The organism is Paenarthrobacter sp. NPDC090517 (assembly GCF_044769165.1).
Lineage (GTDB): Bacteria > Actinomycetota > Actinomycetes > Actinomycetales > Micrococcaceae > Arthrobacter.
Window position 1 is genome coordinate 219,290 of the sequence record NZ_JBIVXN010000006.1, and the last position, 24,970, is coordinate 244,259.

Below are 24,970 nucleotides of genomic sequence, written 5' to 3' on the forward strand. Positions count from 1 at the left end.
GTCTCATGTGCCGGTTAGTCGTCCAGGCAGGCGATGGAATCGGGCCCGCCGGGTGAGGCACTGCCGTCAGCACGGACAATAATTGCTTGCACGCAGATCGGTGGGTCAGCCAGCGCGCCGAGGAACGCCTTTCCAGTGGACGTGGTCTCATAGACGCCTTCGGATTTTGCCGACTTGACCCGCCATTTAAACGTGTCTCCGGGCAACGGGTCCGGGTTTGTCCAGGAGAAGACAACAATATTCCGGTCCTTGGTGTCCCGCGCCGCGGACATTCCCGCAACCTCCGGAACGCCGCCATCTCCCAGAGGGTCGGCCGGCTCCTTGCTTGTCGTTTCCGTGGGTGCCACCTTTGGCTGCGCCTGTGCGCCCAACACCACGCCCACCACAATGGCTACTACCAGCACTGCAGCGCCGCTGGCAGCCAGCCAGAGGTTGCGCTTGCTGTGGTCTGCTGGTGGAGCGTGCTCCTGCGTGACCGGCGATGAACCGGAGGTAGCGTTGGCGCGACTGACCGTTGCGCCAAGATCGTCCTGGGGACGTGAAGGCTGCCAGCCACGCAGCACTGTGGACTCTGCCGTGTCAGGCTCGGCGGGAGCGTTTTGGCTGCCGGGGGCTGTGTACGATCCCGGTGCCGTGTATCCCGGTGCTGTGTGTCCCGACGCCGCGTATCCCGGTGCCGAGTATCCCGGTGCCGGAGCGTGGAACTGCGGCGGAGTCGATAGCCCCGTGTGGGACTGCACTGTTTGCGGGGGGTTGGCGGGTTGGGCCGGTTGTTGTATCGGCTGTTGGGTGGAGCCCGGAACGGTGGACGGGAAGGTTCGCGCCGGGAAAGTGGGCGCTGACCCTGTGGTGGCTGTTCCCGAGGCGTCGGGATCGATCGAGGCGATGCTCCGGACGCGTGTTTCCTCGAAGTTGTCGTCCGGGTGCTGGTCGTCACCGTGCCCGGGTTCCTCGAGAACCTCGAATGGCGTCACGGACAGGTTCAGTTCAGCCTGGATCCGCTGGAGTGCCAGTGCGAAAGCATGTGCCGATGAGTAGCGGGATTCCGCTGACTTGGCCATGGACGTAGCCAGAACGAGTTCCAGGGACTCCGGAACGTCGGCACGGCCCAGCCTGGGCAGGGGTGAGTTGGTGATGCGGGAGATCAGCTCCCGCTGCGAGTTGTCCTGTCCCGGAAGGACAAACGGCGAACGACCCGCCAGCAGCGTGTACAGCGTTGCACCCAAGGCCCAGATGTCCACAGGAACACCGTCAACGGCACCTCCACGGAACTGCTCCGGCGGAGACCACGGGATGGACATGCCGGCGTCGTCGTCGGTGTCTGCGCCGATGGTGCCGGAGATTCCAAAGTCAGTCAGGGCAGGCCGGTTGTAATCGGTGACCAGAATGTTCGCAGGCTTGATGTCCCGGTGCACAATACCGGCCCGGTGAGCGGTCTCGACGGCGGAAGCCACCTGGATTCCGACGGCCAGGACCTCATCCACGCTGAATCGCTGGCGACGATAACGGACGTCGAGGCTCGGCCGGGAGCAGTACTCCATGGCAAGGTACGAGTGTCCGTCCTCAGTGATCTCGGCTTCGAAAATCGTCACGATGTAAGGGTGCGACGACAACTGCGCCATAAGGTTCGCTTCGGACTCGAAGCGGCGGCGGGCCCCTTCGGTCTTCAAATCGGACAACAGCACCTTGACTGCTACTTTTCGGCGTGGCCGATCCTGCTCATATAGGTAGACATCCGAGAAGCCACCGGAGCCGAGCAGGCTGATGTACTTGAAACCCGGGATGGGTGGAGGCGGCGCAGGGGGCCTCTTGGAACTCAAAGAATCTCCTCGAAACGCAATGAAATGTTGTCGCCCAGTTCGGCGATGTCGCCGTCCAGCAGGATGGCCATTTCGTTTTGGGCAAGCCGGCGGGGTGCCTGGCCTTCCCTGATGAGTACGGTGCCGTTGGTTGCCTTCAGGTCGCACAACATGACGTGCCAACCCTCAAGCCGGACCTCAACGTGCGAGCGGGAAATGTCCCCGCCGGGGCTGTCCACTTGGACCAGACGCGGCATAGTGCCGCCTTGCACACGGGAAACCGACGGCTGGCGGCCGATGATGAGCGACTGGTCAAGATCAATAAGCTCACCCGTTGATAGCCGCATCCTGCCCAGCCTGGGACGGGGGACGTGGACGGCGTCACCGGAAACGGCAACCCCGCACACCGAACACTGCGGGTACGTGGGTGGGTTTGCGTGCCCTTGGGAGCACATCCGTGCCAAAACGCTCGGCCCGTTGACGGCCGACGTTTCCACGCGCCTTTCCGCAGCTTCGGCAACGGCTTTGTCCTCAGTGGGAAGGCTGCTCTTCATGATGGTTTGTCCGTCATGGTCAGAGTCCTCGTCCGCGGCCATGGCCGCCGGAGCCGACGACCAAGCGGCCGGTACTTGGGCCGCAGGACCGGGTAGGGGCGTGGGCGGAGCTGATTGCTGGTCACTGCCCGGCTCAGGGGTGGAGGTACCGCCGCGCAGCCACGGGACGGAGTCAATCAGCCCGCTTGCTGCTTCGGCCGCCGGGCTTGGAGACGGGCTCTCCGGTGCCGGCGAAACCGGTTCCGTAGCTGGTGGGGCATCCGGCGTAGCGGACGCAGGCGAGTCGTGCTCGTCACACCCTTCGTCCGTGCGGACTGCAGCGTCCTCGATGTTGCGCATCACCGTCTTGTCCCACAGGTGGTCATAGTTTGTGGTGTTTTCCAGCGACGGAAGTACTGGATCAGTGGTACTTGTGTGGACGGGCACCTCGGATGCTTCCGAATCTGCCTCGCTGGCTGGTTCCAGCTCCGCCTCTTCGAGCGCGGCCGACTGCTCCGGCGCAGCTACGTCGACGGCAGGCACGTTGGCAGCTGACGACTTGGGAGCCACCAACTCGTCAGTGGACGATTCGCTGGCGGGAACCACGTGACCGGGTGCGATCGTCAGGCCAAGGTCCGCTTCCGTGTAGCCGATCATGGTTTCGTCCGACACCGTTGCGGGCCGGACTTCAGGTTTACTGGCCGCCTCGGTGGCAGCATGGGCCGATGCCTCTATCGAGACCAGGAGCACCACGCCCTCTCCCAGCGGAAGACTGTTAAAGGGCGAGCCGTTCGGCGGCAGGCCCTCAGCCGCCGTCGGAAATCCCGCGGACGGGGCAGGCTTGTTCCCTATCCGGAGGCTGTAAGAGGTGGCGTCTGCGAGTCGTCGTTCCGTCCACGTGGTGACGTCACGCCCCGTGAGGCTTTCCTCGCCGCGGGCCGTCTGCACAACAAGTTCGAGGTCTCCGCGGAGGAACACTCTGAGCGCGTCCTTGGAGTCGATGATTCCGAAAGGCGGGATCCGGCTGAGGGAAACGCCAAAGGCATCCGTCACCTCGTGCAGGACTTCGTGGGCCTCGGGCGCGGATGCCAGCGACTCCCAAACGGTGTCGATCAGTGCGTGCGGTGTGTCCGGGCCGAGGAGCACCACGGTTCCGCTCCGCACCACGCCGAACCAGTCACCCTGCTGATAGCGGGTCAGCGAAAGGTGGTTACTGCTTGCCATCGACGCCTTCCTCCTGCCCAGCCCCTGCTACCTCGCCGGTGCCATTCACCCAGGCGCGGGGAAGGGTATCTTCTTCCACCTCGGCCGCGACCTCGGGGCGCGGCGCAGTGGTGGCGATGCCGGCGTCGTTCAAGACGTTCTTGGCGTCCACGACGATGACGGTGACGTTGTCCCTGCCACCGCTTCTCAGGGCAGCCTGGATCAATGCGTCCACGGCATCCTGCGGATGGGCAACAGTGCTAAGGATGCGGAACATGTGGTCATCGCCCAGTTCCCCGTTGAGACCGTCCGAGCAGATCATGATCCGGTCACCTTCCTGGATGGGAAGCAACCAGAAATCGGCCTCGGTTTCGTCACCGGTACCCAAAGCACGGGTAACAACGTGGCGGCGCGGGTGGACGGTGGCCTGCTCCGCGGTGATATCCCCGGAATCCACCAGTTCCTGCACCTCGGAGTGGTCAACGCTTACCTGCGCAAACTCCCCTTGGCTGAGGCGGTAAGTCCTGGAATCGCCGATGTTCATCACCAGCCAGTAGGGCAGGCCCATCTGCTCCACCACCACGACGCCGGACAGCGTAGTCCCGGCGCGGGCCCCCGTTGCGTTGCGGATGGCAGCGTCGGCCTTCAGCAGGCATGACTGCAGGTCGGCCGCTGAAGCTGTGCGCACGCCGGCTGACAACTCAGGGGCGCTGCCCAAAGCCCTGACGCACATGCCGCTGGCAATCTCGCCCGCCTCATGCCCGCCCATGCCGTCGGCCACGGCGAAGACGGGGTCAGAAGCAATGAACGAATCTTCGTTCAGTTCGCGGCGAAGCCCGCGATCCGTTCCGTACCCGTAGCTGAGCCGAAAAGAGGACCCTCCTGCGGCGGGACCCTCTTCGGCATTGGCGGGTGTGGCCGGCTGTGAATTCATGCTTGTCCTAGGTGGAAGGAACGGTCCCCGAAGTGAACGGTGGAACCGGGACGGACAAAGCTCGCTTCGCCCGGGTGGAGCCTGGTCTGGATGCCATCGGGGGTTGTGACAGCGCTGCCGTTGGTGGACTTTCGGTCCGTGACCCAGACACCGTCGCCATCAACGCGCAAATGTAAATGTGTTTTGGAGATGGACCGGCCGGGGTCTGCGACGGGCAGCAATTGTTCCACGGTTTCCCCCGGCTGCGGCGCCGGGTTACGGCCGAGGAGGACTGACCCGCCCAACTGGATGTCCTGGCCATCGTCGATCCGAATCCGCAGGACGGCTTGGGCACGGGCTGCCCCGGGGCGCATCTGGGTCCGCTCCACATCGTCGTCCGGATGGGAAACGGCCGCAGGAGTCTCCTGAGGTGCAACCGCAGCAGGGCTCGATGACAATGATGCGATCGGCGCTGTAGACCCGGTTAGTGCTGCTGATGTGCGGGGTGCCGGCGTGAAGGGCGCCGTGGGTGGGCGCCACCGGTTCGGATCATGGGAAGGCTGCATAGAGGGTGTCGCAGGAGCGGACTGCGCCGGAGTTGGCAGTGGACTCGCGCTCTGACGAACGCCCTGGCCGGGCCCGGACGGGACCGGGGAAGCGACGGGTTGAACCGGCGGTAGATCCATCGGCGCGAAACTGTAGGGACCTTGGATGCCTCCCGTGGTCACCGGATTGCGACCCGCGTTCACGTCAAACACCAAAGACTTCGCTGCTTTGTCGTGCCAGCCGCGCAGCTTGCCGTTGTTGTCCCAGGCGTTGGATACGACTACAAGGAAGGCCCAGACAACACCAACTAACATCAGCGGCAGTGCGATCCACAGGACCAGCCCAATTTGTCCAAGAGCCGACAGGATGACGGCAGCGATGGAGCCAAGCAGCAGGAGTCCCCCTGTGAGGATCCCGCGAACGAAAACCACACCAGCGCCCGGAGCGTAGCCGTCCGAGTCCGCACTGCGGATACCCATGAGCTGATTGCCGATGGTGTTACCGGACTTTGCCTCAATTCCGAGGAGGACAAAGGTGTAAACCACGGTCACACCCAGGCCGATGCTGCCCAAGAGAACCAGGAGACCCGTGTCATAGACGATGAAGCCGTTCCTGCGGGTTTGGGTGATGCCGGCAATTCCAATGGCGAACGTGGTGGCGAGCACGGCAACGGGACCCAACCAGTCCAGCACAGCTGCGCCCAAGCGCTTCCCGGCAGAGGCGGGCGCCAACTCGAGCTTGGTGGTCATAGTGGTCCCTCCCCCTGGCCCCGGCATTCGGTCCGGCATGGTTTTTGATCCGTGCTGCATCGGCGACGCCGGCGCCGACACTACCGAGATACTACCGGGATCGGCGAAGCCCTGCCGGTTGGCGAACTCCAACGCTGCTTTCTGTGCATGGTTGATGTTGCCCTCTTTTCGGGCACCACGGTTGTTCAGCGGTGAACCGCACTGCGTGCAGAACGTCGCGCCAGGACGGACCCCCTGCCGGCAAGCCGGGCAAAGTTCTGTCTCATTATTCATCGGTGGCGTCCTTCTTGAACGGCAACGTGAAGCGGGGCTTGGCCGGGTCGCCAGGCGTCTGTTGCCGGCGGCGAAGGGCCACGCGGCCATCGGACAGCAAGGACCGCGGTGAGAACCGTGCCTGCTGCCGTTTCCAGAAACCGACGCTTCCTGTGATGTCCGTCAGCGACGTATCAACGATCTCCCAGTACTCCTTGACCTCCTCCTCGCTGGGCTGACCGGCACCGAAGACGGCAGCATCGGCCCGGTGGGCAAGCGTGGTGGTGGTGGTCCCGGAGGCAGGGAATGCATCAGCGATGACTGTGGCCGATTCCCGCCTGGTGGACTTGGTGTCAATCGAGGCACCCATGTCGGTGACCAGGCTCAGCACTTCGTTCCATCCGGCGCCAACCCGCTGGGCCGGGTGGCCATCACGGAAACGGGCCTTCCGGCGTCGTGATTTCAGCAGGAGGATCAGCAGCAGCGGCAAGGCGAGGATCCCCAACGGAATCAGTGCCACGCCAATAGCCGCGAGCAGCGGCCCCCAGAAGAGCCACGGGTTGTTTTTCTTCTCGTCAGCGTCCAGGGCGTCCGGAGTGGAATCCGGTGGCAAGTCCGCGGGTTCCTGCGGCGGGGGCGGTGGCTGCAGCACCTGCGGCTTGGGTTTGGACTTATTTTCCGGGTCGGGTGGGATGGGCACGTTGTCCTTGGGCGGGGTGGGATCGAAAGGAACCCACCCCACACGGTCAAACGCCACCTCAACCCAAGCGTGGACGTCCTTACCGGTGATCTTGATATCGCCGGCGCCATTCTCAGGGCTCTTGGGATCGGGGTAGAACCCCATGACCACGCGGGAAGGAATACCAAGATGGCGGAGCATGAGGGACATGGACACGGCGTATTGCTCGTCGTCACCCAGCATCTGCTTGGCGGAGAGCATGTTGCGGACGCGCGCAGCGCTGTGGCCGGGAAGGCTCGGGAGCTGCCCATCGGCCACCAGGCCGTTGCTGAAAGCACCGCTCTTCTGGAAATGGGCCTCAATCTGCCGGACACGGTCAATGGCCGTAGGTGCATCCGCGGAAATCTGATTCGCCTGGGTAGCCACGATCGGTGGCACTTCCTCCGCCTCGGGCAGCGCGAGCTTGGCGAAGTCGTACTGCGTGAGCTGGCCGTGCTCCAGCGTCCCGGGGTCCGAGACCTGCACGGTGTAGCTGTCGCCCTTGGCCAGGCCCTTGGTGGTCACGGCCGTGTCCGTGCCGGCGTTGAAGTAGAGCCCGGAAGCAGCACCCGAAGTTTCCGCGAAACTCATACCCGTGGTGTGGCGGCCACCCGGCACGAAGTAGCCCTGATAATCCTCAATGGTGATGTCCAGCGAGTAGTTGGTGCCGTTCACCGGGTTCCCGGAGTCCGCCAAGGTGTTCAGCGACCGGGCATCGCCCACCTTGCTGAAGTTGCCGGAACTGTTGGGATCCATGCTGTAGTTCAAGCCATTAAAGGCGTCCAGCGCCGCCAAACGGACGCGAGCGTCTTTGGGCAGCCCCTTGACCGTGAACAGCGTGCTGTCCTTCTCGTCCTTGACGAAGTTACGGAAGCTCGCAAGGGGTGTGACGTACTCCCGCGGATCGAACGGCGGGACAATCGTGTTGCGGAGCACCTTTCGGTCATCGCTGGCGGTTACAAATGGCGAGGCAATGGCGGTGACGCCCACAGCAACAGCGATCACGGCTGCAGCAGTCCCTAGGCGGCGGAGCTGGCCGCGGCGGGCTGTGGCGGCGTCGGAACCCGGCCTATTGGCCGAAACGGTCTTGGTGCTGTTTCGTCGGAGCACGTCACGGCGGAACGTCGCCCACACGATGGACACAACGGTCAGAGAGACGCCGCGCTCCACATTGAGGAAGCCCGCGCTGGTGCTGAAAGCGATTCCCGTGACAAAGAGGACCAGCACCGGAAGCAACGGCCAGTACGGGCTCTTCAAACGCCACGTCAGCAGCCCAGCTGCCAGGGCGGTCACCAAAGAACTGAGGAACGGCACAATGAGCATGCCATTCGCTGTGCCCACAGGAACGCCAACGGTCAACATGTCCTTCCAGGCAAAGACTATGCCCAGCAAAAGCGTACGCAAGGAGTCGAGGCTGGGCAGGAATCCGAATACAGCCGAGTCCGGTACGGCCAATGCCGAGCCGAACACCATGTAGGCGCCAAATGTTACGGCAGCGGTGATGAGCAGTCCCAGTCGGAAGCGCACGTTGAGGACAGCGGTGCCCAGCCCCAGCAGCACACCACCCAGACCTGCGACCAGGTAGTGGGCGTCACCCCCGAAGCTCAGCGTAAAACCGAGGACGCCAAGGAAGAGCAGCACCAGTAGCGCCCCGCAGTCGACGGCGAAATGCCACAGTGGCCTGCCGTCGTCGAGAATCGATTTTCCGGTGCTGCGGCCGGCGGACCGGGTTGCCTTGGCTGCGCGGGGACGCACGCGGAGATGAGGAGCGGTGCTCATGCTGCCGCCTTTCGAAGAACTATGGCGAGGTCATCCAGGTCACCAACCGTGAGGACCGTCAGATCGGCGATGTTGGCCCGCGACGGCGCCGCTCCAGGTTGGACACGGACCGCCAGGCTCCGCACGCCGGGGGGAACGGACGCGGCCGCCGAGCGGAGTTGCGTGGCTGTCACGTGGCTGCCCACTACGAAGAACACCACGGAGGCGTTGGGGACGGTGTCCGAAAGGGTGCGGGCGAGATCGACGGCGGTCTTCCGCATGGATGCCCCGACAATGCGCGTCATGTCGTCCAGCAGGTTCCTGCCCGTTTCGCAGCGGAGCGGCCCCTTTTGGGTCAAGACGTCCAACTCACGCTGCTCACGAATGGCCTGCCTGCCAATGGAAGCGGCCACAGAGATGGCCATTTCGAACTCAGGCTCGGAGTCATACTCGTCTGTGTTGATGGAGAGCGAGATGGCCAGGTGTGCGCGCCGGGTCTCCTCGAACTGGCGGACCATGAGCTTATTGGTGCGGGCCGTGGTCTTCCAGTGGATGTGGCGCCGATCGTCCCCGGGAACGTAATCGCGCAAAGCATGAAAGGAGACATCCGCGCTGGACAGCTCCGTAGTGGGCATGCCTTCAAGGTCGCGGATGAAGCCGGCCGCCGAGCTGCCCAGGGACACGGTCCGGGGGTGGACGAACAAGTCCACGGGATCGGTCCACATCACGCGACGACGAAGCAAGTGGAGGGGGTCGGCGCGAACAGATCGGACGGGACCCACAACAATTACTGCACGCCGCGCCGTGGGGATGGTGAAAAGATCCTCGTGCACCTGGGCCGGCTTCATGCGGGGTAAGTGGAAAACGGCCGTGTTGGAACCCACCGGCAGCTCCAACGCCGCAGGCAACAACGGCCTCGTGGACACATTGGACACGGCAATGCTGCCCACGGCGTCATCCCCCACTGCCACCCGTGTGCGGGCAAGGTCCAGAACCACGCCATAGGCCGAGCGGCCCACGATGAAGCCGATGGCAAGGAGAAACAGCAGGAACGCCACCATGGCCGCTGACTTGGCTTCCTGCCAACCCCATGCCTGTCCCGCCCACCAAAGCCCGATCGAGGCAGCCAACACTACCCAGCCCAGCAGGCTCACCACTGCCAGGACAGGCCAGACGAACCTCAGCCAAACAGCCCTGACCTTTGTCCACCCCGGTGCAAGGAAGTCGCCCGCAGTTCCGGCTGCTTCCGACCATACGGCGGCGGGGTGGAGCTTGCCGGACTGGCCAAGCTTGCTGGATAGGCCGCGCTGGCTTGACCGGCCGGGGCGCTTGCCCGGCTCGTCGTCAGGGCCGCGCAGGGAGCGCATCTTGCCGCCAAGAGCAGACGTAACGCGCTTGAACGAGTCAGCAGCCCTGTTCAGGGGTGTGCTGGAGGACATGTATGGGCCTTTGTTCGAGCTGGGGTGCGGTGGGGTGAAGTGTTTAGGCGCTCGCGCGTTGCTGCGGGGCGGCGACATCGGCGAGGACGCGGTTGAGCACCACCTCTGGCGTTGCGCCGGAGAACTCGGCTTCAGGGTCCATCACCAAACGGTGCGTCCACACCACCGGTGCGAGCTCCTTGATGTCATCCGGCAGCACGAAGTTGCGGGCCTGGCTGGCTGCCCACACCTTCGCAGCGCGGACCATGGCCAAAGCGCCACGAACAGAAACACCAAGCCGCGTTTCCGAGGCGTTGCGGGTCTCTTCGCAGAGGCGGGAAATGTACTCCAGCACGGCGGTATCCACATGGGTGGTGGCTGCCAGGTCGGCCATGTCCGCTACGGCCTGGGTGGTGATCAGCGCGTTGAGGTCCTTTGAGCGGTCCTTCAGGTTCGCGCCGCCCAGCAGACGGACGGTGGAAGCGTGATCCGGGTAGCCGATGGAAGTCTTGATCAGGAAGCGGTCGAGCTGAGCCTCGGGGAGGCGGTAGGTGCCTGCCTGTTCGATGGGGTTCTGGGTAGCCAGGACCATGAACGGGCGGCCGGCCTCGTACGTGGTGCCGTCCACGGTTACGCGGGATTCCTCCATGACTTCCAACAAAGCGGACTGCGTCTTAGGAGAAGCACGGTTGATCTCGTCAGCCAGGACGATGTTGTTGAACACCGGGCCCTTATGGAACTCGAACTTCTGGGTCTTTTGGTCGTAGATGGTCACACCCGTCACGTCAGACGGCAGGAGGTCCGGCGTGAACTGAATGCGGTTGTGCGACCCCTGAACCGTTGCGGCCAAGGCACGGGCGAGGGAGGTCTTACCCGTGCCCGGCGCGTCTTCAAACAGGACGTGGCCTTCGGCCATCATGGCCGTGAACGTCAGCCGGATGACGTGTTCCTTGCCCAACACGGCCTTGCCCACGTTGGCAACGAGCTTCTCGAACGTTTCTGCAAACCACGCGGCCTGCTCGTTTGTCATGGTCATCGGTTGATCCTGTTCCTCGGGTATTGGGGTGTCGGGTTGAAGTTGTTGCTTGAAGCCAGGCAATGGGTCAGCAAGGCGGCGGAACGGGGCCGTAAAGGTCAACCGTGATGGGTTTGACGAACCAGCCATCCTTAGGTGATCCCTTGAGCTGGTACCAAGCCGTCCCGTTGCGATAAATGTCCTGCCTGCAGGTGACGTCGATTTTGCCCCAAGAACGCTCCACCCAGCCGACTCCACACGAAGGCCCGCTCGGATTGTAACTATCCGTTTGACCAGGCTTTCCCGGGCAGGTGCTGTTGTGCGCCTGTATCTGGGACGGCGCGGGCGGCGGAGGCGGCGGGGTGGGATCGACGCCGCTGGTCGAGTTGACGGGGCTGCTGTGGGGCCCAGCAAGCACCGTGACGGCCCTGACCCGGATTTGGTGGGTCTTTTCCCAGCCTCCACCGGGTGCATCGAAGCTGTTCGCCTGCCCCACGCCGGTCCATCCGCCGCCGTCCAGGCTTACCTCGTAGTGATCCAAGGGTCGGCCGTTCATATTCGGGTTGTTCCATGTCCAATGCACCTGGCCGTCACCCTTGGCTGACTTGCCTCCACTGACGTTAGGTGCGTTCGGCGGACCATAGGGGTTGCCTGTGCCGATGTTTTTGGCATCGCCGGCCATGCCGTTCTTCACCGACGTGGCGATGATGTTGACCACCACATTGGTGCCGTTCGGCTGGCCGCCGATGTCGCCGCCCCCGCGTCCGATGGGACCGGAACCGCTGGCGGTCTGCCAGCGATAAGTGATCTCGTTGTCCTGGGAACCGTTCCGTTCCGCCGCGGTGAGTGGCGTAAACGTCACCCGTAGCTGGCCGCTTGAACCGGTTGCGGTCACCGAGCCACTACCCACAGTGCCTGGCTTTCCTGCAGCCCGAATAGGCGCAGACTGTTGGCTGACACCGCTGACACCGGCTTTGTTCGTTGCCGACACCGTGAATGTATAGTCCGCTTCGGCATTAGCGACAGTGACGTTCTGCGAGGTTGCTCCCACCGACTGGGTACCAACCACCGCACCACCCCGGTAGGTGGTCAAGGTGTAGGCAGACACAGCGTCACCGTTATTGTTCGGTGCTGCCCAACTGACCTGCAACTGGCTCTGTGTACCCACGGATCCGGCACCCGCAACTGAAGGAGCCGCCGGGGTCGCCGGCACTCCCGCAGGAGTTTCGGCAGCCGAGTAGGTACTCCACTCGGACGGTTCCTTTGCGTCATTCCTGGCCAGGACCCGGACCTTGTAAGCCACCCCGTTGGTCAGCCCCGTCCAAACATGGCTGTTGGCCGTGAGGTTCTGAATCTGCGGGTTCTGGCCGGCAGGAGCAGGCGAAATCTCAAGGTCGTAGGACTTGATGGGCGAACCCTTACTTGCCGGAGCAACCCACGCCACGGACAGCTGCTTGTCGCCGAATTTCAACGTGGGTGCAACGGGGGTGTCGGGCTTGACGTCCGGACGGACCTCAGCCGACACCGGAGAGCGCTCGGATTCATTGATCGCATTGGTAGCGGTAACGGCAAAGTGGTACTTCACATTGTTGGTCAGGCCTGTCAACGTACAGGTATTCGCGGGGCAGTCCTGCTTGAAGCCGTTCTCTCCGTACACGGTGTACTTGGTGATAGGCGAGCCACGGTCAGCCGGTGCATTCCATGTGAGCAAGGCGGTTTGGTCGCCCACGGACTGTGCCAGCGGCGTGGTTGGTGCTGCCGGCTTGTCCTTGACGGTCAACCGGATGCGGGCAGTGGCATAGCGGGAGATCTCGCCGGTCTTATCCTGCACCGTGTACGCAACCACCATGGTTCCCGTAAATCCGCCCGCGGCTGTGACGGTCACGCTGTCCCCGGCCGCTTCAGCCGTTCCCTGGCCCGTTTCGGTGACTGCTGAGACGATTTTCAGTGGAGTCTCAGGAAACGGGTTGGAATCATTTGCCAACACGTTGACTGTCACAGGCTTTCCGGATTGTGCCTCCGGCTCAGTGTCGTCGTTTGCCACCGGTTTTGGCCGGTTGGAGGCCGACAAGGACAGCTTGTACGTGGCCACAGCTTCGAGCCCGCGGCGGTCTTTTGCTTTTACCTGGACGGTCCCCGACTGCCCGATCTGCAGGGAATCATCCGCGGAGACCTTGAGCGTCTTGCCTTCCACGTTCACTTTGAAGCCGCCCTGGGCTGCGCCCACCAGCTCGTAGCTCATGTTTTGCACGTCATCCGAGTCCGGATCCGACGTCAGCTTCTCCAGGTCGAGGCTTGCAGAGTCACCCTTGGGAACTTCCAGGTCGCTCCCCAGCAGAACGGGCGGGTTGTTTTTGTTGGGGTCGGGCAGCACTTTGGTTCGGATGCTGAGCGTCGACTTCAGACCGTTGGGATCGTCCGGACCGGTTCCATCAGTGACTTCGAAGCTGATGGAACCGGGGCCAACATACTCCGCGCCTGCCGTGTATTTCAGGGCAGTGCCACCGTTGGCTACGGGATCGCTGCCGTCGGCACCGATGAGCTTGATGCGGTCGGTCTGGGTTAGGCGTGGAGAGCGCCCGTCACGCACTTTGACCCATTCCGCGAGATTTACCGTGACGGACTGGCCTGAGACAAGTTCCACTACCTCGTCCTTGGCGAGCGTTGGAACCTGCTGGCCAATACCGGGAACCCAGATGATTGCCGTGGACTTCTGGCCGTCCACGTCCTCCACGGTGTAGGGCACCAGTTGCGGCTGCTCCGTGAGGTCAACAATGACGTTGCCCTCGGGACCGGGACGCGCGGTTTCCAACCCGGTAGATACCTTGAGGTTCTCCCCCACGCCGTCCGGATCTTCATCGTTATTCAGGACGGGAACATCAACGGCAGTTTTACCGAGTGTTTGTGCAGAGGTCACGCGGTCGTCACGGGCAATCGGCGCCTGCAACGGGAGATCGTTCTGGACTACCACCCGGATACTGGCCTGCCCTACGGCATCGCGGTCGTCGGCAACGGAATAACGAACGTTGACGGTGCCCTCCGCAGCGGGAGCGGTTACCAGAATCCGGCCACTGGTCTTGCTGACCTGGGCTTCAAGTCCAGCGTCTGCTTCGATGCTGTCCGTCAGGATCCGGATGATGTCACCATCGGGATCGGTGTCGTTTGCGGTCGCGTCCACGGCAATCTGGCGGCCAGGGCGGACCTTGACTTCGTCATCGACAGGAGCAGGCTTCTGGTTGTCCTCGCCACGCGGCGCGACGCCCACCGTCACCGTTCCGGTGTTGACCGCACCTTGGCGGTCGATCACCTTGTACCGGAACGTATCGGTACCGGCGCCGTCACCGGCGGCGACGAAGTCGATGAAGCTGCTGCCCGCCGTCGCGGTTCCCATGGTGGGTGTGCTGTCGATGCCGGTAAGTTGCACCGAGTCGCCGTCGGGGTCTATGCCATCCAGCGGAACCGGGATCCGGACGCTACCACCCGCCACAACGCGTGCCGTCAGGTTTTGCGGCTGCGGGCGCGAATTCTGGGTACCTTCCAGCGGCAGGATGTGGATGGTGACTGCCGCGGCGCTCTTCTGACCCTGCGGATCCACTGCGTTGTAGATGGCACGCACGGTTTTGGGCGTGGGTCCGGCAATAAAGCGAAGGGTCTTCTCGGAAATGAACGCTTTGCCGTCCTCTTCCGGGATGCTCTGCGCCAGCACCGGATCCACGGACAGCTCCTCACCCTGCGGGTGGGTGTCGTTGTCCAGGACCGGAATCGTCACGACGTCGTTCACGCGGACGTTGACTTCGTCGGGTTTGGGCTGGGGAGCCTCGACGACGGCGGGAGCGGGCACCGGGACAACGCCCACTGTGCCGGTAGCTGAGGCCCGGCCGTTGGACATGGTGTAACTGAAGACGAACGGTTCCTTGGCTCCGAGAACGTCGGTAACGCGAAGGACGCTGTGGTCGATCACGCTCACGGATGCCGAAGAGCCGTCGGGTACGGTGACGGACTGAAGGACGAGCACGCCGCCCGAAGGATCGGAGTCGTTGGCCAGCGGATCAACCAGCACGCTGCCGCCCACAGGGAGCAGGGCAACGTCATGGACCGCGACGGGAGCTCCGGCATCTTTGCCGGACTCAACATCCACACGGATCAGCCCTTGGCTGCTCTGGGGGCCATTGCTGGCGATGTATGTCAAGTAGATCGGGCCGGGTGTGGTGCTCCGGAACGTGAACGTACCACCGTCGGTTACCGGGCCGAGCTCAGCGGGGCCCGCGGCCTCAACATGAGCAACACGAAGGGCTCCACCGTTGGGGTCCACATCGTTTTTCAAAGGTGCGATGACCAGGTCCTGGCCCACAACTGCGGTGACGTGGTCTGCGTTGACCACCGGCGCGAGGGCACCCGGCGGCTGCACATTGACTACGATGCGGCCGGTGGTGGTGGCCCTGCCATCCCAGACAGTGACGGTGACGTTCTTCTTGCCCGGTGCTGCACCGGAGTCCTGGTAGGTCAGAAGGCCGTCTCGACGTACCTTTACCTGGTCCTGGTCGTTGTCAGACTTTGCATCCAACAGGACAAGGTCGTCGCCGTCGGGGTCCATCCAGTCGGTCAGGATGTTCTGGCTGACGGACTTGCCCTGCTCAACCAGCATCGTGGTGGGCTCGCCTCGCTTGAAGATGGGCGGTTTGTTCTCTTCAGGAGCCACTACCCGCAGTGTGACCTTGCCACCGGCGGACAAGTCGCGGCCATCGGCGGCGTTATAGTCGAAGACTTCCGTGCCCGGTTTGGCATCTGCCGGGACCTTGATCTGGAAGGCAGAACCTCCGTAGATGTTTTCCAGCGCACCCATCTTGGGACCATTGGCGCCCACTGACGCGGTGAGGACATCGCCGTCGGGATCTGAGTCGTTGTCCAGCACGCTCAGGATGGAAGTCCGGCCCGGCCGGACACCGAACTCGTCCGGTTTGGTCTCGGGCGGACGGTTGGGCTTGGTGCGGTCCGGGAGGACGTTGATGGTGTTGTTGTCCGCGGACTCCTGGTCCTGGTCATCGGACTGGTTTTTGGGCGGGACAACATCGTCCCAGTTGTTTACCAGCTGCATGTTCTGGTTGACCAGCCACACGCTGCCCGAGTTCACGTCGTTGAGGACTACCAGGTCCCTGTTCACACGGAAAACGTAGCTTGGGGAGGCACTGGCTTTAGGGACGTCGTTTTTCTTGTCATCGGCGTCGTTGTCGCAGTCGCGGACGTACTTGTTGGCGCCGGACCACGCTGAATGAACACACTTGCTGACCTGGACCGGAGCTGCGGGTACTCCTTCACCGTCAGCATTCACTGTTGCGGCAGTGGACCCGTCCAAGGGCTGCTTCAGCAGGGCCTTTCGTGTGGCAATGGCGACGTAGCTGCTGTCTTGACTGCTCTGCTGGAGCTTGGCTTCGCGGGCATCCTGAAGTTGCAGCCTGCGGCCGCCCGGCAGGAAGAGGTTTCCCGAGGCGGCGTCCAGGACCACGGGCTTATCGCCCACCACGGCCAGTTGAAGGTCGCCGGACCCCTTGAGCTCGTCCACCTTGCTGACCTGCGAGTCAGTCCGTTCCCCATTGGCATCCACCGTGGTGACTGTGATCTCACCCTTACCAGGATCCGCTGTGTAGATCCGGTTGTCGGATCCCACGGCAGAGACCATGCCCGGGGAACCGGTCAGTACAGGTTCTGTTCCTTCTTCGTCGAAGCCGTTGACGGTTGAGGGCGACAAAGCCCAGACCTTGCCGCGGGCCGGGTCAGTCACCGAGAGCACGGTGGAGCCGTAGCTGACTTGCGACGACGACGGCAGCTGCTTATCGCCACCCAGCTTCAGGTTTGCAGCGGACACCTGGTTGATGGTGGAGCCGGATTCGTCGTCTACGAAAACGTTGCCATCGTGCTGCAGCACATCAAAGGTAGTAGTAGCAGGGGTGACGGCACCATCAAGGACGCGGGACGGATAATTCAGCCGGCCCACTGCGTTCTTGGTTTTGCTCACGACCCACACGCCGCCGTCGTTCAAGTCCACCTCGGTGGTCTTGAACCCCGGGTACAGAATTGCTCCGGTGATCAGCAAAGCGCCCGCCGCGGTGGCAGCAGTTCCCGCTATGAATTTCTTGTTTTGACGCCTTTTCAGCCCCAGCTTGCCGAAGAAAGTTGTCACAGCTCCAGAATTCCCTTTGTGTCCAGCCGCCCCCAGCGACGTCCAGGCCAACCGACATGTGTCGGCAGCCGTGCATTCCGCAGTACCCCCATACGGCGGCGGGATTTTTAGTCCCCAAGACTATCCCACGCGCCAGACGGCCAGCCAAGGAACCCGAGACCGGGCTATCCATTGGCACTGACAGCCTACGGCCTTTGGAGAGGAGGGCGCGATGGGGAGAACTATCCGGCCCGGCCCGGGCTAGCCCGGTGCCGGGAACACACAGATATGCAGACTACCGGGTTAATCCATCGTTTTGCTAAGTCGTGACGCAGTTCTCAGAGCCCAGTGATGCCCTGGCGCCGCAGGGGCTTAGTCCAGCACCAGACCCTTGCCGCGTCCGCGTGCGAGCATCACGGGATGGATCTCACCGAAGCCACGGACGTTCTCCGACTTCTGGGGAACCAGGACGAAGCGGTCATCCTGTCCAAGGGCGGCTGCAGTCATTGCGTCCACGAGAACCGTCCCGGGTTGCGCCAGCGTTGTCAGCCGGGCAGCAAGGTTAACGGTGGGCCCATAGATATCGCCAAGTCTGGAAAGGATACGGCCCCACACCATGGATACCCGGCACTGTGGCAGGATCTCGTCCTCCGTGAACGCCTGCGCCAAGGCAAGGGAAATCTCGGCTCCGGCCGCGGGGGTTTCCGCGATGTAAAGGACTTCATCGCCCACGGTCTTGACCAACCGTCCACCACCCACGGAAATGATCTCGGCGCATTTGTTCTCAAAACGCTGCACCAGCTGGGCGAGCGTCTTCTCGTTCATGCGGCGCGACAGACTGGTGTAAGAGACAAGGTCAGCGAATCCCACGGCACGGGCCAGGGGCAAGGGCGAATCATCCTCGTCGCCCTCGCGGCCCTCCTCGCTGGCCTGCAGCCCGGCCTCCGCCCGAACGGCAAGCCGCTGAACGCCGGCGTTGAGCTGGCGGCGGTAGGAGTACACCAGGATCTCTTCGAGGGAATCCACCAGGGCAGGCAATTGCCCGACCAACTGTTTTCGGGCCACGGCATCAGGGATTCCCTGTTCGGAAACCATGTCCTCCACCAAGGCTTCGATTTGCCACACCACCATGCGGTCCGTCATTTGGCCGATGGAACGGGTAACGGAGATCGCGGCTTCCTCTGTCAGGAGCCCTGCCCGGACCAAGTCCAGGATGCTGGATAAGGCAGCTTGGTCGCGTTCAGTAAACGCCACGTCCTCGTCCCCAAAGTTAGGGAATCCCAGCGCGCGCCAGATTTTGCGCGCCGACAGGATTGACACGCCCGCGCCGGCAGCAACTTCACGACGTCGGAGCTTGCGTTCTCCGCCCAGGAGCTTCGCCTCAAGCGCTTTAATGGCCAGGCGCTCCGCGGACATCACACCAGTGGGCGGACCTGTTTGAACCGACGCCGGAGCAGGCCCGACCTCAGTTTCCTCGTCGACGGAAGGTTCCGGTACGGCGTCGAACTCCTGGTCCAGGTCCTCGCCGGACTGCTGATCCTCAACGCTCATCTCTTCCACCTTCTCTCAACTCCCATGGCAATTCTTCAAAATCCCTCAGTACTTCGCCCTCAAAAACCTCACCTTGCGGGAGTTCGTCCATCGCGTCAAGAATGAATCCCCGGAACTTCCCCACTTCGGGAACATCGGCCAGGACGGCTATTCCGGAGTGCCCGGTATCCAAGGATATATTCCCTGAGCGCAATGCCCGTTGGAGCATGCTCTGCTGGACACCCACGTTGCGGACAGCCATCAGCGATACCTGCCAATCACTCCGCCGAAACATTCCGTTTTTGGCAAGCACCCGCCTGCTCGTCAGGACGTACTTGATCGACCGCCACCGCAACACTCGTTTCAGGCTGTACGCCGCGAGGAACCACCCCGCGAGCACAACAACGGTACCCACGAGCCAAGGCGTCCATTCCGCAGTGATGAACGGCGCCAGGCGCTGGGGGTTTTCCCTGACGATCCAAGCACAAGCAAAACCCGTCAATGCAGGAACCGCGATGAAGGCCAATACCGGAAAGAAGAGTGAACGGCCCTGTTGGCGCGTGATCGTGATGACCTGCTCCCCCGGAAGTAACTCTTTACGCATAACCGCTTTCTGTGGCGCGCAAGTGCACCACATCTCCGGCTGTCACTACGTGCTCCCTGCCGCCGTGGTCCACCACCAGCAAAGAGCCGTGCTCATCCAAGCGCGAGGCGTGCCCCACGAGTTCGTGATCCCCGGGCAAGTGCGCCCGCACTTCGCGGCCCAACGTCACCATTGCAGACTCAACGCGCTTGTGCAGCGACGGGCCACCCACCAAGCCCGCTGCAGGGTCTCCCTCGGAGTTGCAGAAACTGCGGTACAACCTGGCAAAGCGGGAAAGGTAGCTCTTCAGCAGCGCGGTGCGGTCCGTCGTCGTGGCCCCTTCGAGGGCAAGCGAGGTTGCCGTAGGAACCGGAAGTTCCTCCTCAGCCAAGGACACGTTGAGGCCAACGCCCAGAATGACGGCCGGAACGGAGCCGTCGCCCAGCGGAGTCATTTGGGCCAGGATGCCAGCCACCTTTCGCCCATTGACCAGCACGTCATTGGGCCATTTGATCTCCGCGGTGATGCCGGCCGTTTCCTGCAAGGCTTCTCGCAAAGCAACCGCAGCCAGCAGCGAAAGCCAGGAGTAGCTCTGCGTCGGAACCGGCATGCCCTCTGCCGTGACGGGGCGCAGCACCATGGAGACGGACACTGCCGATCGCTCGGGTGATTCCCAGTGGCGGTCAAGCCGTCCGCGCGCCGCTGTCTGGTGTTCGGCGGTCAACACGGAAAGGTCGGCCCACTTTTTCGGTTCCACCGTCACGGCCCTTACGAGGTCCTGGTTGGTGGATCCCGTGGAATCGACAATGTTCAGCTGTGAGATACCGGTAGCCGACAAGAAGTCCGGCTGGAGCAGCGCCGCACGGTCCAATGCCCCACGATCCACAGCGGAACGGGACTGCCCGGACGTGGCCTCTCGGGACAAGTCCTTGGGTTCGCTAGTCTCCGGCTGTTCGGCATCCATAGCTGAATCCTATCCAGTTGCGACGGTCCCCGGATGATGGCTGCGCTGAAAAAGGGCTATGAATCCCCCTAAAGGAAGATGTCCGGCACCAAGCGGTCTTCGGGCGCGCCGAGGCTGTAAGGAGTGAAGTCCGAAACGCCGGCAGCGCGCAGCACCTCTTCGTCTGTATAAAAATGCCCGGTACCACCCGAACCCGTCAGCACGGCGTGCGCGGCATCGGCCATGATCTCCGGTCCGCGGGCCGCTTGGACGATTTGCTGGCCACCGGGCATATTGCGGATCGCGGCTGTGTCAATCAAGGTGCATGGCCAGAGTGAATTGACCGAGACGCCGTCGTTCTTCAGTTCTTCGGCGAGTCCCAGCGTGGTGAGGCTCATCCCGTACTTGGCCATGGTGTAGGCCAAGTGCATCCCCGCCCATTTGGGGTCCAGATTAAGGGGCGGGGACAGGGTGAGGATGTGGCCGTGGCTGGATTCCCGCAAGGCGGGCAGGGCCAGCTTGGACAGCAGGAACGTGCCGCGGACGTTGATGTCCTGCATAAGGTCGTAGCGCTTCATGTCCACAGCGTCGGTACGGGAAAGGTCGATCGCCGAAGCGTTATTAACCACGACGTCGATGCCCCCGAAACGTTCGACGGCGGCGGCGACTGCTGCGGCGACGTCGTCATCATTGCGGACGTCCCCGACGAGCGGCAGCGCCTGGCCACCTGCTTCGACCAATTGTTCCGCGGCGGTGAAGACGGTTCCCTCGAGTTTAGGGTGGGGGTCGCCGGTCTTGGCCATGAGCACAATGTTGGCACCGTCGCGGGCCGCGCGTGTGGCGATTGACAGGCCGATGCCGCGGCTGCCGCCGGACATAAGGATGGTCTTGCCCTTGAGCGAAGCGGTGGCCACGTAGGGGCTGGTGCGTTGCGTGTGACCCTCTGTTGAGGCGGAGGAAGCGCCGTTGCTTGAAGTCATGGGGACACTCTAACCCAACCATGTTACTGGCGGGTAACATAGCGCTGGCTTTGGCTTGGACACGGAAAATTGTAGGGTTTCTACAGCGGTTCGCGGCAAAGGCGTCACTAGACTGGCCTGCGGGGCCTGTTCTTTGTACGGAAGCTACTTAAGTCAGCTACTTGTCCGTGCCCGGGATTGCGCCAGCGAATATCAGCTACAGAGCCGGAGACACTTGATGAGCCACGATCTGACAACGACAGCGGGAAAGATTGCCGACTTCCGCGACCGCCAGGCCCGTGCAGAACAGCCTTCCGGCCCGGAAGCAATCGAAAAGCAGCACGCCCGCGGCAAGAACACCGCCCGCGAACGCATCGACCTCCTGGTCGATCCCGGATCGTTCGTCGAGTTCGACGCCCTCGCAGTCCACCGCTCCACCGCTTTCGGCATGGAAAAGAAGAAGCCGCTCGGTGACGGCGTGGTCTCCGGTTACGGAACCGTGGATGGCCGCCTCATCGCCATCTACAGCCAGGACTTCAGCGTCTACGGCGGCTCGCTGAGCCAAGTCAACGGTGAGAAGATCGTCAAGGTCCAGGAATTCGCCCTCCGGAACGGTTGCCCGGTTGTCGGGATCAACGACGGCGGCGGCGCACGCATCCAGGAAGGCGTGGCTTCGCTGGCGATGTTCGCGGACATCTTCCGCAACAACGTCCACGCTTCCGGCGTGGTCCCCCAGATCTCCCTCATCATGGGCCCGTGCGCCGGCGGCGCGGCCTACTCCCCCGCATTGACCGATTACGTTGTCATGGTGGACAAGACATCCCACATGTTCATTACCGGACCTGACGTCATCAAGACCGTGACCGGTGAGGACGTGGACATGGAAACCCTCGGTGGCGCGCGGCAGCACAACGCCACCACCGGCACCTCCACATACCTGGCTTCCGACGAAGCCGACGCGATCGAATTCGTCCGCGAACTCCTGGACTTCCTGCCCTCTAACAACCTGTCCGAGGCCCCCGTGGTGGAGCACGACCAGGAACTGGAACTAAACGACGACGACCACGCGCTGGACGGCCTGATCCCCGACTCCGCCAACCAGCCATACGACATGCGCAAAGTCATTGAGCAGATTGTGGACGACGCCCACTTCCTGGAAATGCAGTCGCTCTACGCTCCCAACGTGATGATCGGCTACGGCCGCGTTGAGGGACACACCGTGGGCATCGTGGCCAACCAGCCCATGCAGTTCGCGGGAACGCTGGACATCTCTGCCTCGGAGAAAGCTGCCCGCTTCGTCCGTCACTGCGACGCTTTCAATATCCCCATCATCACGCTGGTTGACGTCCCCGGATTCCTCCCCGGCAAGGACCAGGAGTTCCAAGGCATCATCCGCCGCGGCGCCAAGCTCCTCTACGCCTACGCTGAAGCAACCGTTCCCAAGCTCACCGTCATCACCCGCAAGGCCTACGGTGGCGCGTACATCGTGATGGGCTCCAAGAAGTTGGGCGCAGACCTGAACCTCGCATGGCCTACCGCGCAGATCGGTGTCATGGGCGCCCAGGGTGCGGTGAATATCCTTTACCGTCGCGATCTCGCTGCCGTTGCCGAAGCCGGCGGCGACGTGGAGGCCAAGCGCGCCGAGATCATCCAGGGCTACGAGGAAGAACTACTCAACCCGTACCAGGCAGCACAGCTGGGCTACGTCGACGCAGTTATTGCTCCGTCGGATACCCGCCTGCAGATCATTCGTGGACTCCGGGCCCTCCGGGACAAGCGCGCGAGCCTGCCCACCAAGAAGCACGGAAATATCCCGCTGTGATGGCGCCCAAGCATCGCGCGGATTTGGCGCCTGACGCAGCAGCCGCCGAATCGCCTGCCGAACCGATGTTCTCGGTGGTCAAGGGCGAACCGACGGCCGAAGAGCTCGCGGCGCTTGCCGCCGTCGTGGTTTCACTCGGCGTCCAGCAGGAAGCGGCCTCGTCCAAGCCGAACGTCCGTCACTGGGTGCGTCGCCAACAACTCCGTCTGGACCCCACACCGGGTCCGGGTGCTTGGAAGCGCAGCCGGGGTTAATTCCCTCGTCTGTAGAAAGTTCAACAACCCTTTCACGTAAGCGTTGTCGCGGCTAGGCTCTGTGGGTGACTACTGCAAACACTCCCGTACGCCCCAAGTCCGCCATCGATGCCGTGGCTGACGCGTACACAGAAAAGCTGATCGAACTCAATCCCGGCTTCGCCACCACACTGGGCTTGCCGGGACACGAAACGGAATATCAGGACTACTCGCCTGCCGGGGCTGAGGCGCATGCGGAGGCCACAAGGTTGGCTTTGAATGCCCTGGCGGGCCTTGAGCCTTCCGATGATGTGGACGCCGTTACCCTCGACGCCATGCGCGAGCGGCTCGGCTTGGACCTGGAGATCCACGAGTCCGGATGGGATGCAGCCGACCTCAACAACATCGCCTCCCCCGCCCAGGACATTCGCGCCATCTTCGACCTCATGCCCACGGACACGGTGGAACAGTGGGAACACATCGCGGGCCGCGCTGCCAACGTTCCCGGTGCCATTGAGGGCTATATTTCGTCCCTTCGCTCGGCCGCTTCCGCCGGAAAAGTATCCGCCGCCCGCCAAGTGCGGATTGTCATTGAGCAGACCGGCCGATACGCCTCAGAAGACGGCTTCTTCGCCAAGATGGCTTCATCCGCTTCCCTTGGTGGGCAACCGCTGCCTGCGGACGTTCAGTCAAAGCTCGACGCCGGGACTGCAGCCGCGCGTTCGGCGTACAGCGCCTTGGGCGAGTTCCTTCGGGACGAACTCCTTCCCGTAGCCCCGGAGAAGGATGCCGTGGGCCGTGAACGGTATGCCCTGGCCTCCCGCTCCTTTATTGGCGCCGAAGTCGACCTGGAAGAAACGTATGCCTGGGGCGTGCAGGAGCTTGAGCGGCTGATCAGCGAGCAGGAGAAGGTTGCCGGCCAGATCAAACCGGGCGCCTCCATTGAGGAAGCCAAGAGCATTCTCAATAACGATCCCGCCCGCCAGATCAAGGGCACGGACGCCCTCAAGGGCTGGATGCAGGAGCTCTCCGACCGTGCAGTCTCTGAGCTCGCCGATGTCCACTTCGACATTCCCGACGTCATGAAAACCCTCGAGTGCATGATCGCGCCCACCGACGAGGGCGGCATCTACTACACCGGCCCGTCCGACGACTTCTCCCGGCCCGGGCGCATGTGGTGGTCCGTACCGGCGGGCGAAGACACCTTCACCACCTGGTCCGAAACCACCACAGTGTTCCATGAAGGCGTTCCCGGCCACCACCTCCAGGTGGCCACGGCAACGTACCGCCGCGAACTCCTCAACAACTGGCGCCGCAACGTTTGCTGGGTGTCCGGACACGGCGAAGGCTGGGCGCTCTACGCCGAGCAGCTCATGCTTGAACTGGGCTACCTCAAGGACCCGGGCGACCACATGGGCATGCTCGACGGCCAGCGAATGCGTGCTGCCCGCGTGGTGTTCGACATCGGCGTCCACTTGGAATTGCCTGTTCCCGAACGCTGGGGCACGGGAACTTGGACTCCTGAGAAGGGCTTCGACTTCCTCAAAGCCAACCTCGACATCAGCGAAGGCCAGCTCCAGTTCGAGTTCACCCGTTACCTCGGCTGGCCGGGCCAGGCCCCCTCCTACAAAGTGGGCCAGCGCCTGTGGGAGCAGATCCGTGCAGAGCTTGAATCCCGCGAAGGTTTCGACCTCAAGTCCTTCCACAGCAAGGCACTGAATATTGGCTCGGTTGGTTTGGACGTTCTGCGGCGGGCGTTGCTTGGGTGAGCTTCCGGTGTGCCACGGCCGAAGGCCGGCCATCCTCGGTGTGCTGCTCCTTCGTCGCTTTGACGCACAC

Annotated in this window: 15 protein-coding genes; 3 read left to right on the forward strand and 12 right to left on the reverse strand. The window is 62.9% G+C overall.

Features of this window, described 5'->3' with window-relative positions:
• Positions 1-14 precede the first annotated feature (14 nt).
• The 12 genes from ACIQTW_RS18200 to ACIQTW_RS18255 all read right to left on the reverse strand — a co-directional run bounded on the left by ACIQTW_RS18200 (position 15) and on the right by ACIQTW_RS18255 (position 21,097).
• Positions 15-1,820 carry a protein kinase gene (locus ACIQTW_RS18200; RefSeq protein WP_402939784.1) on the reverse strand — a complete coding sequence of 602 codons (1,806 nt, stop codon included), beginning with the start codon at positions 1,818-1,820 and terminating at the stop codon, positions 15-17.
• The gene (locus ACIQTW_RS18205) at positions 1,817-3,556 is read right to left on the reverse strand and encodes an FHA domain-containing protein (RefSeq protein WP_402939787.1); all 1,740 of its coding nucleotides are present in this window, start codon (positions 3,554-3,556) and stop codon (positions 1,817-1,819) included. The genes ACIQTW_RS18200 and ACIQTW_RS18205 overlap by 4 nt, the downstream gene beginning before the upstream one ends.
• Positions 3,543-4,469 carry a PP2C family protein-serine/threonine phosphatase gene (locus ACIQTW_RS18210; RefSeq protein WP_402939790.1) on the reverse strand — a complete coding sequence of 309 codons (927 nt, stop codon included), beginning with the start codon at positions 4,467-4,469 and terminating at the stop codon, positions 3,543-3,545. Before ACIQTW_RS18210 ends, ACIQTW_RS18205 begins: the two co-directional genes overlap by 14 nt.
• Positions 4,466-6,016, reverse strand: a complete 1,551-nt coding sequence (locus ACIQTW_RS18215) for an RDD family protein (RefSeq protein ID WP_402939793.1) — start codon at positions 6,014-6,016, stop codon at positions 4,466-4,468. The genes ACIQTW_RS18210 and ACIQTW_RS18215 overlap by 4 nt, the downstream gene beginning before the upstream one ends.
• Positions 6,009-8,492, reverse strand: a complete 2,484-nt coding sequence (locus ACIQTW_RS18220; RefSeq protein WP_402939795.1) for a transglutaminase domain-containing protein — start codon at positions 8,490-8,492, stop codon at positions 6,009-6,011. The genes ACIQTW_RS18215 and ACIQTW_RS18220 overlap by 8 nt, the downstream gene beginning before the upstream one ends.
• Entirely contained in the window at positions 8,489-9,910 is a 1,422-nt protein-coding gene (locus ACIQTW_RS18225; RefSeq protein ID WP_402939798.1) for a DUF58 domain-containing protein, read from the reverse strand. Before ACIQTW_RS18225 ends, ACIQTW_RS18220 begins: the two co-directional genes overlap by 4 nt.
• Positions 9,911-9,953: 43 nt before the next feature.
• The gene (locus tag ACIQTW_RS18230; protein ID WP_402939801.1) at positions 9,954-10,925 is read right to left on the reverse strand and encodes an AAA family ATPase; all 972 of its coding nucleotides are present in this window, start codon (positions 10,923-10,925) and stop codon (positions 9,954-9,956) included.
• A 67-nt stretch (positions 10,926-10,992) separates the two neighbouring features.
• Positions 10,993-17,082, reverse strand: coding sequence for an Ig-like domain-containing protein (locus ACIQTW_RS18235; RefSeq protein WP_402939804.1), 6,090 nt, complete (start codon positions 17,080-17,082; stop codon positions 10,993-10,995).
• Between the two features lie 351 nt (positions 17,083-17,433).
• Positions 17,434-18,612: an adenylate/guanylate cyclase domain-containing protein gene (locus ACIQTW_RS18240; RefSeq protein ID WP_091466255.1), complete on the reverse strand. Its 1,179-nt coding sequence runs from the start codon at positions 18,610-18,612 to the stop codon at positions 17,434-17,436.
• Positions 18,602-19,195: a PH domain-containing protein gene (locus tag ACIQTW_RS18245; protein WP_402939808.1), complete on the reverse strand. Its 594-nt coding sequence runs from the start codon at positions 19,193-19,195 to the stop codon at positions 18,602-18,604. The genes ACIQTW_RS18240 and ACIQTW_RS18245 overlap by 11 nt, the downstream gene beginning before the upstream one ends.
• Entirely contained in the window at positions 19,188-20,138 is a 951-nt protein-coding gene (locus ACIQTW_RS18250; RefSeq protein WP_402939811.1) for a biotin--[acetyl-CoA-carboxylase] ligase, read from the reverse strand. Before ACIQTW_RS18250 ends, ACIQTW_RS18245 begins: the two co-directional genes overlap by 8 nt.
• A gap of 68 nt (positions 20,139-20,206) precedes the next feature.
• Complete coding sequence (locus ACIQTW_RS18255; protein ID WP_402939814.1) at positions 20,207-21,097, reverse strand: SDR family oxidoreductase; 891 nt, start codon at positions 21,095-21,097, stop codon at positions 20,207-20,209.
• 217 nt (positions 21,098-21,314) lie between these two features.
• On the opposite strand from ACIQTW_RS18255, the gene ACIQTW_RS18260 reads away from it, so the two are divergent.
• The 3 genes from ACIQTW_RS18260 (at position 21,315) to ACIQTW_RS18270 (ending at position 24,900) form a co-directional block, all read left to right on the forward strand.
• Positions 21,315-22,898, forward strand: a complete 1,584-nt coding sequence (locus tag ACIQTW_RS18260) for an acyl-CoA carboxylase subunit beta (RefSeq protein WP_178996528.1) — start codon at positions 21,315-21,317, stop codon at positions 22,896-22,898.
• Positions 22,895-23,152 carry an acyl-CoA carboxylase epsilon subunit gene (locus tag ACIQTW_RS18265; RefSeq protein WP_402939817.1) on the forward strand — a complete coding sequence of 86 codons (258 nt, stop codon included), beginning with the start codon at positions 22,895-22,897 and terminating at the stop codon, positions 23,150-23,152. Before ACIQTW_RS18260 ends, ACIQTW_RS18265 begins: the two co-directional genes overlap by 4 nt.
• 65 nt (positions 23,153-23,217) lie before the next feature.
• Positions 23,218-24,900 (forward strand): DUF885 domain-containing protein, encoded by a 1,683-nt coding sequence (locus ACIQTW_RS18270; protein ID WP_402939820.1) that lies wholly within the window; start codon positions 23,218-23,220, stop codon positions 24,898-24,900.
• Positions 24,901-24,970: the final 70 nt, after the last annotated feature.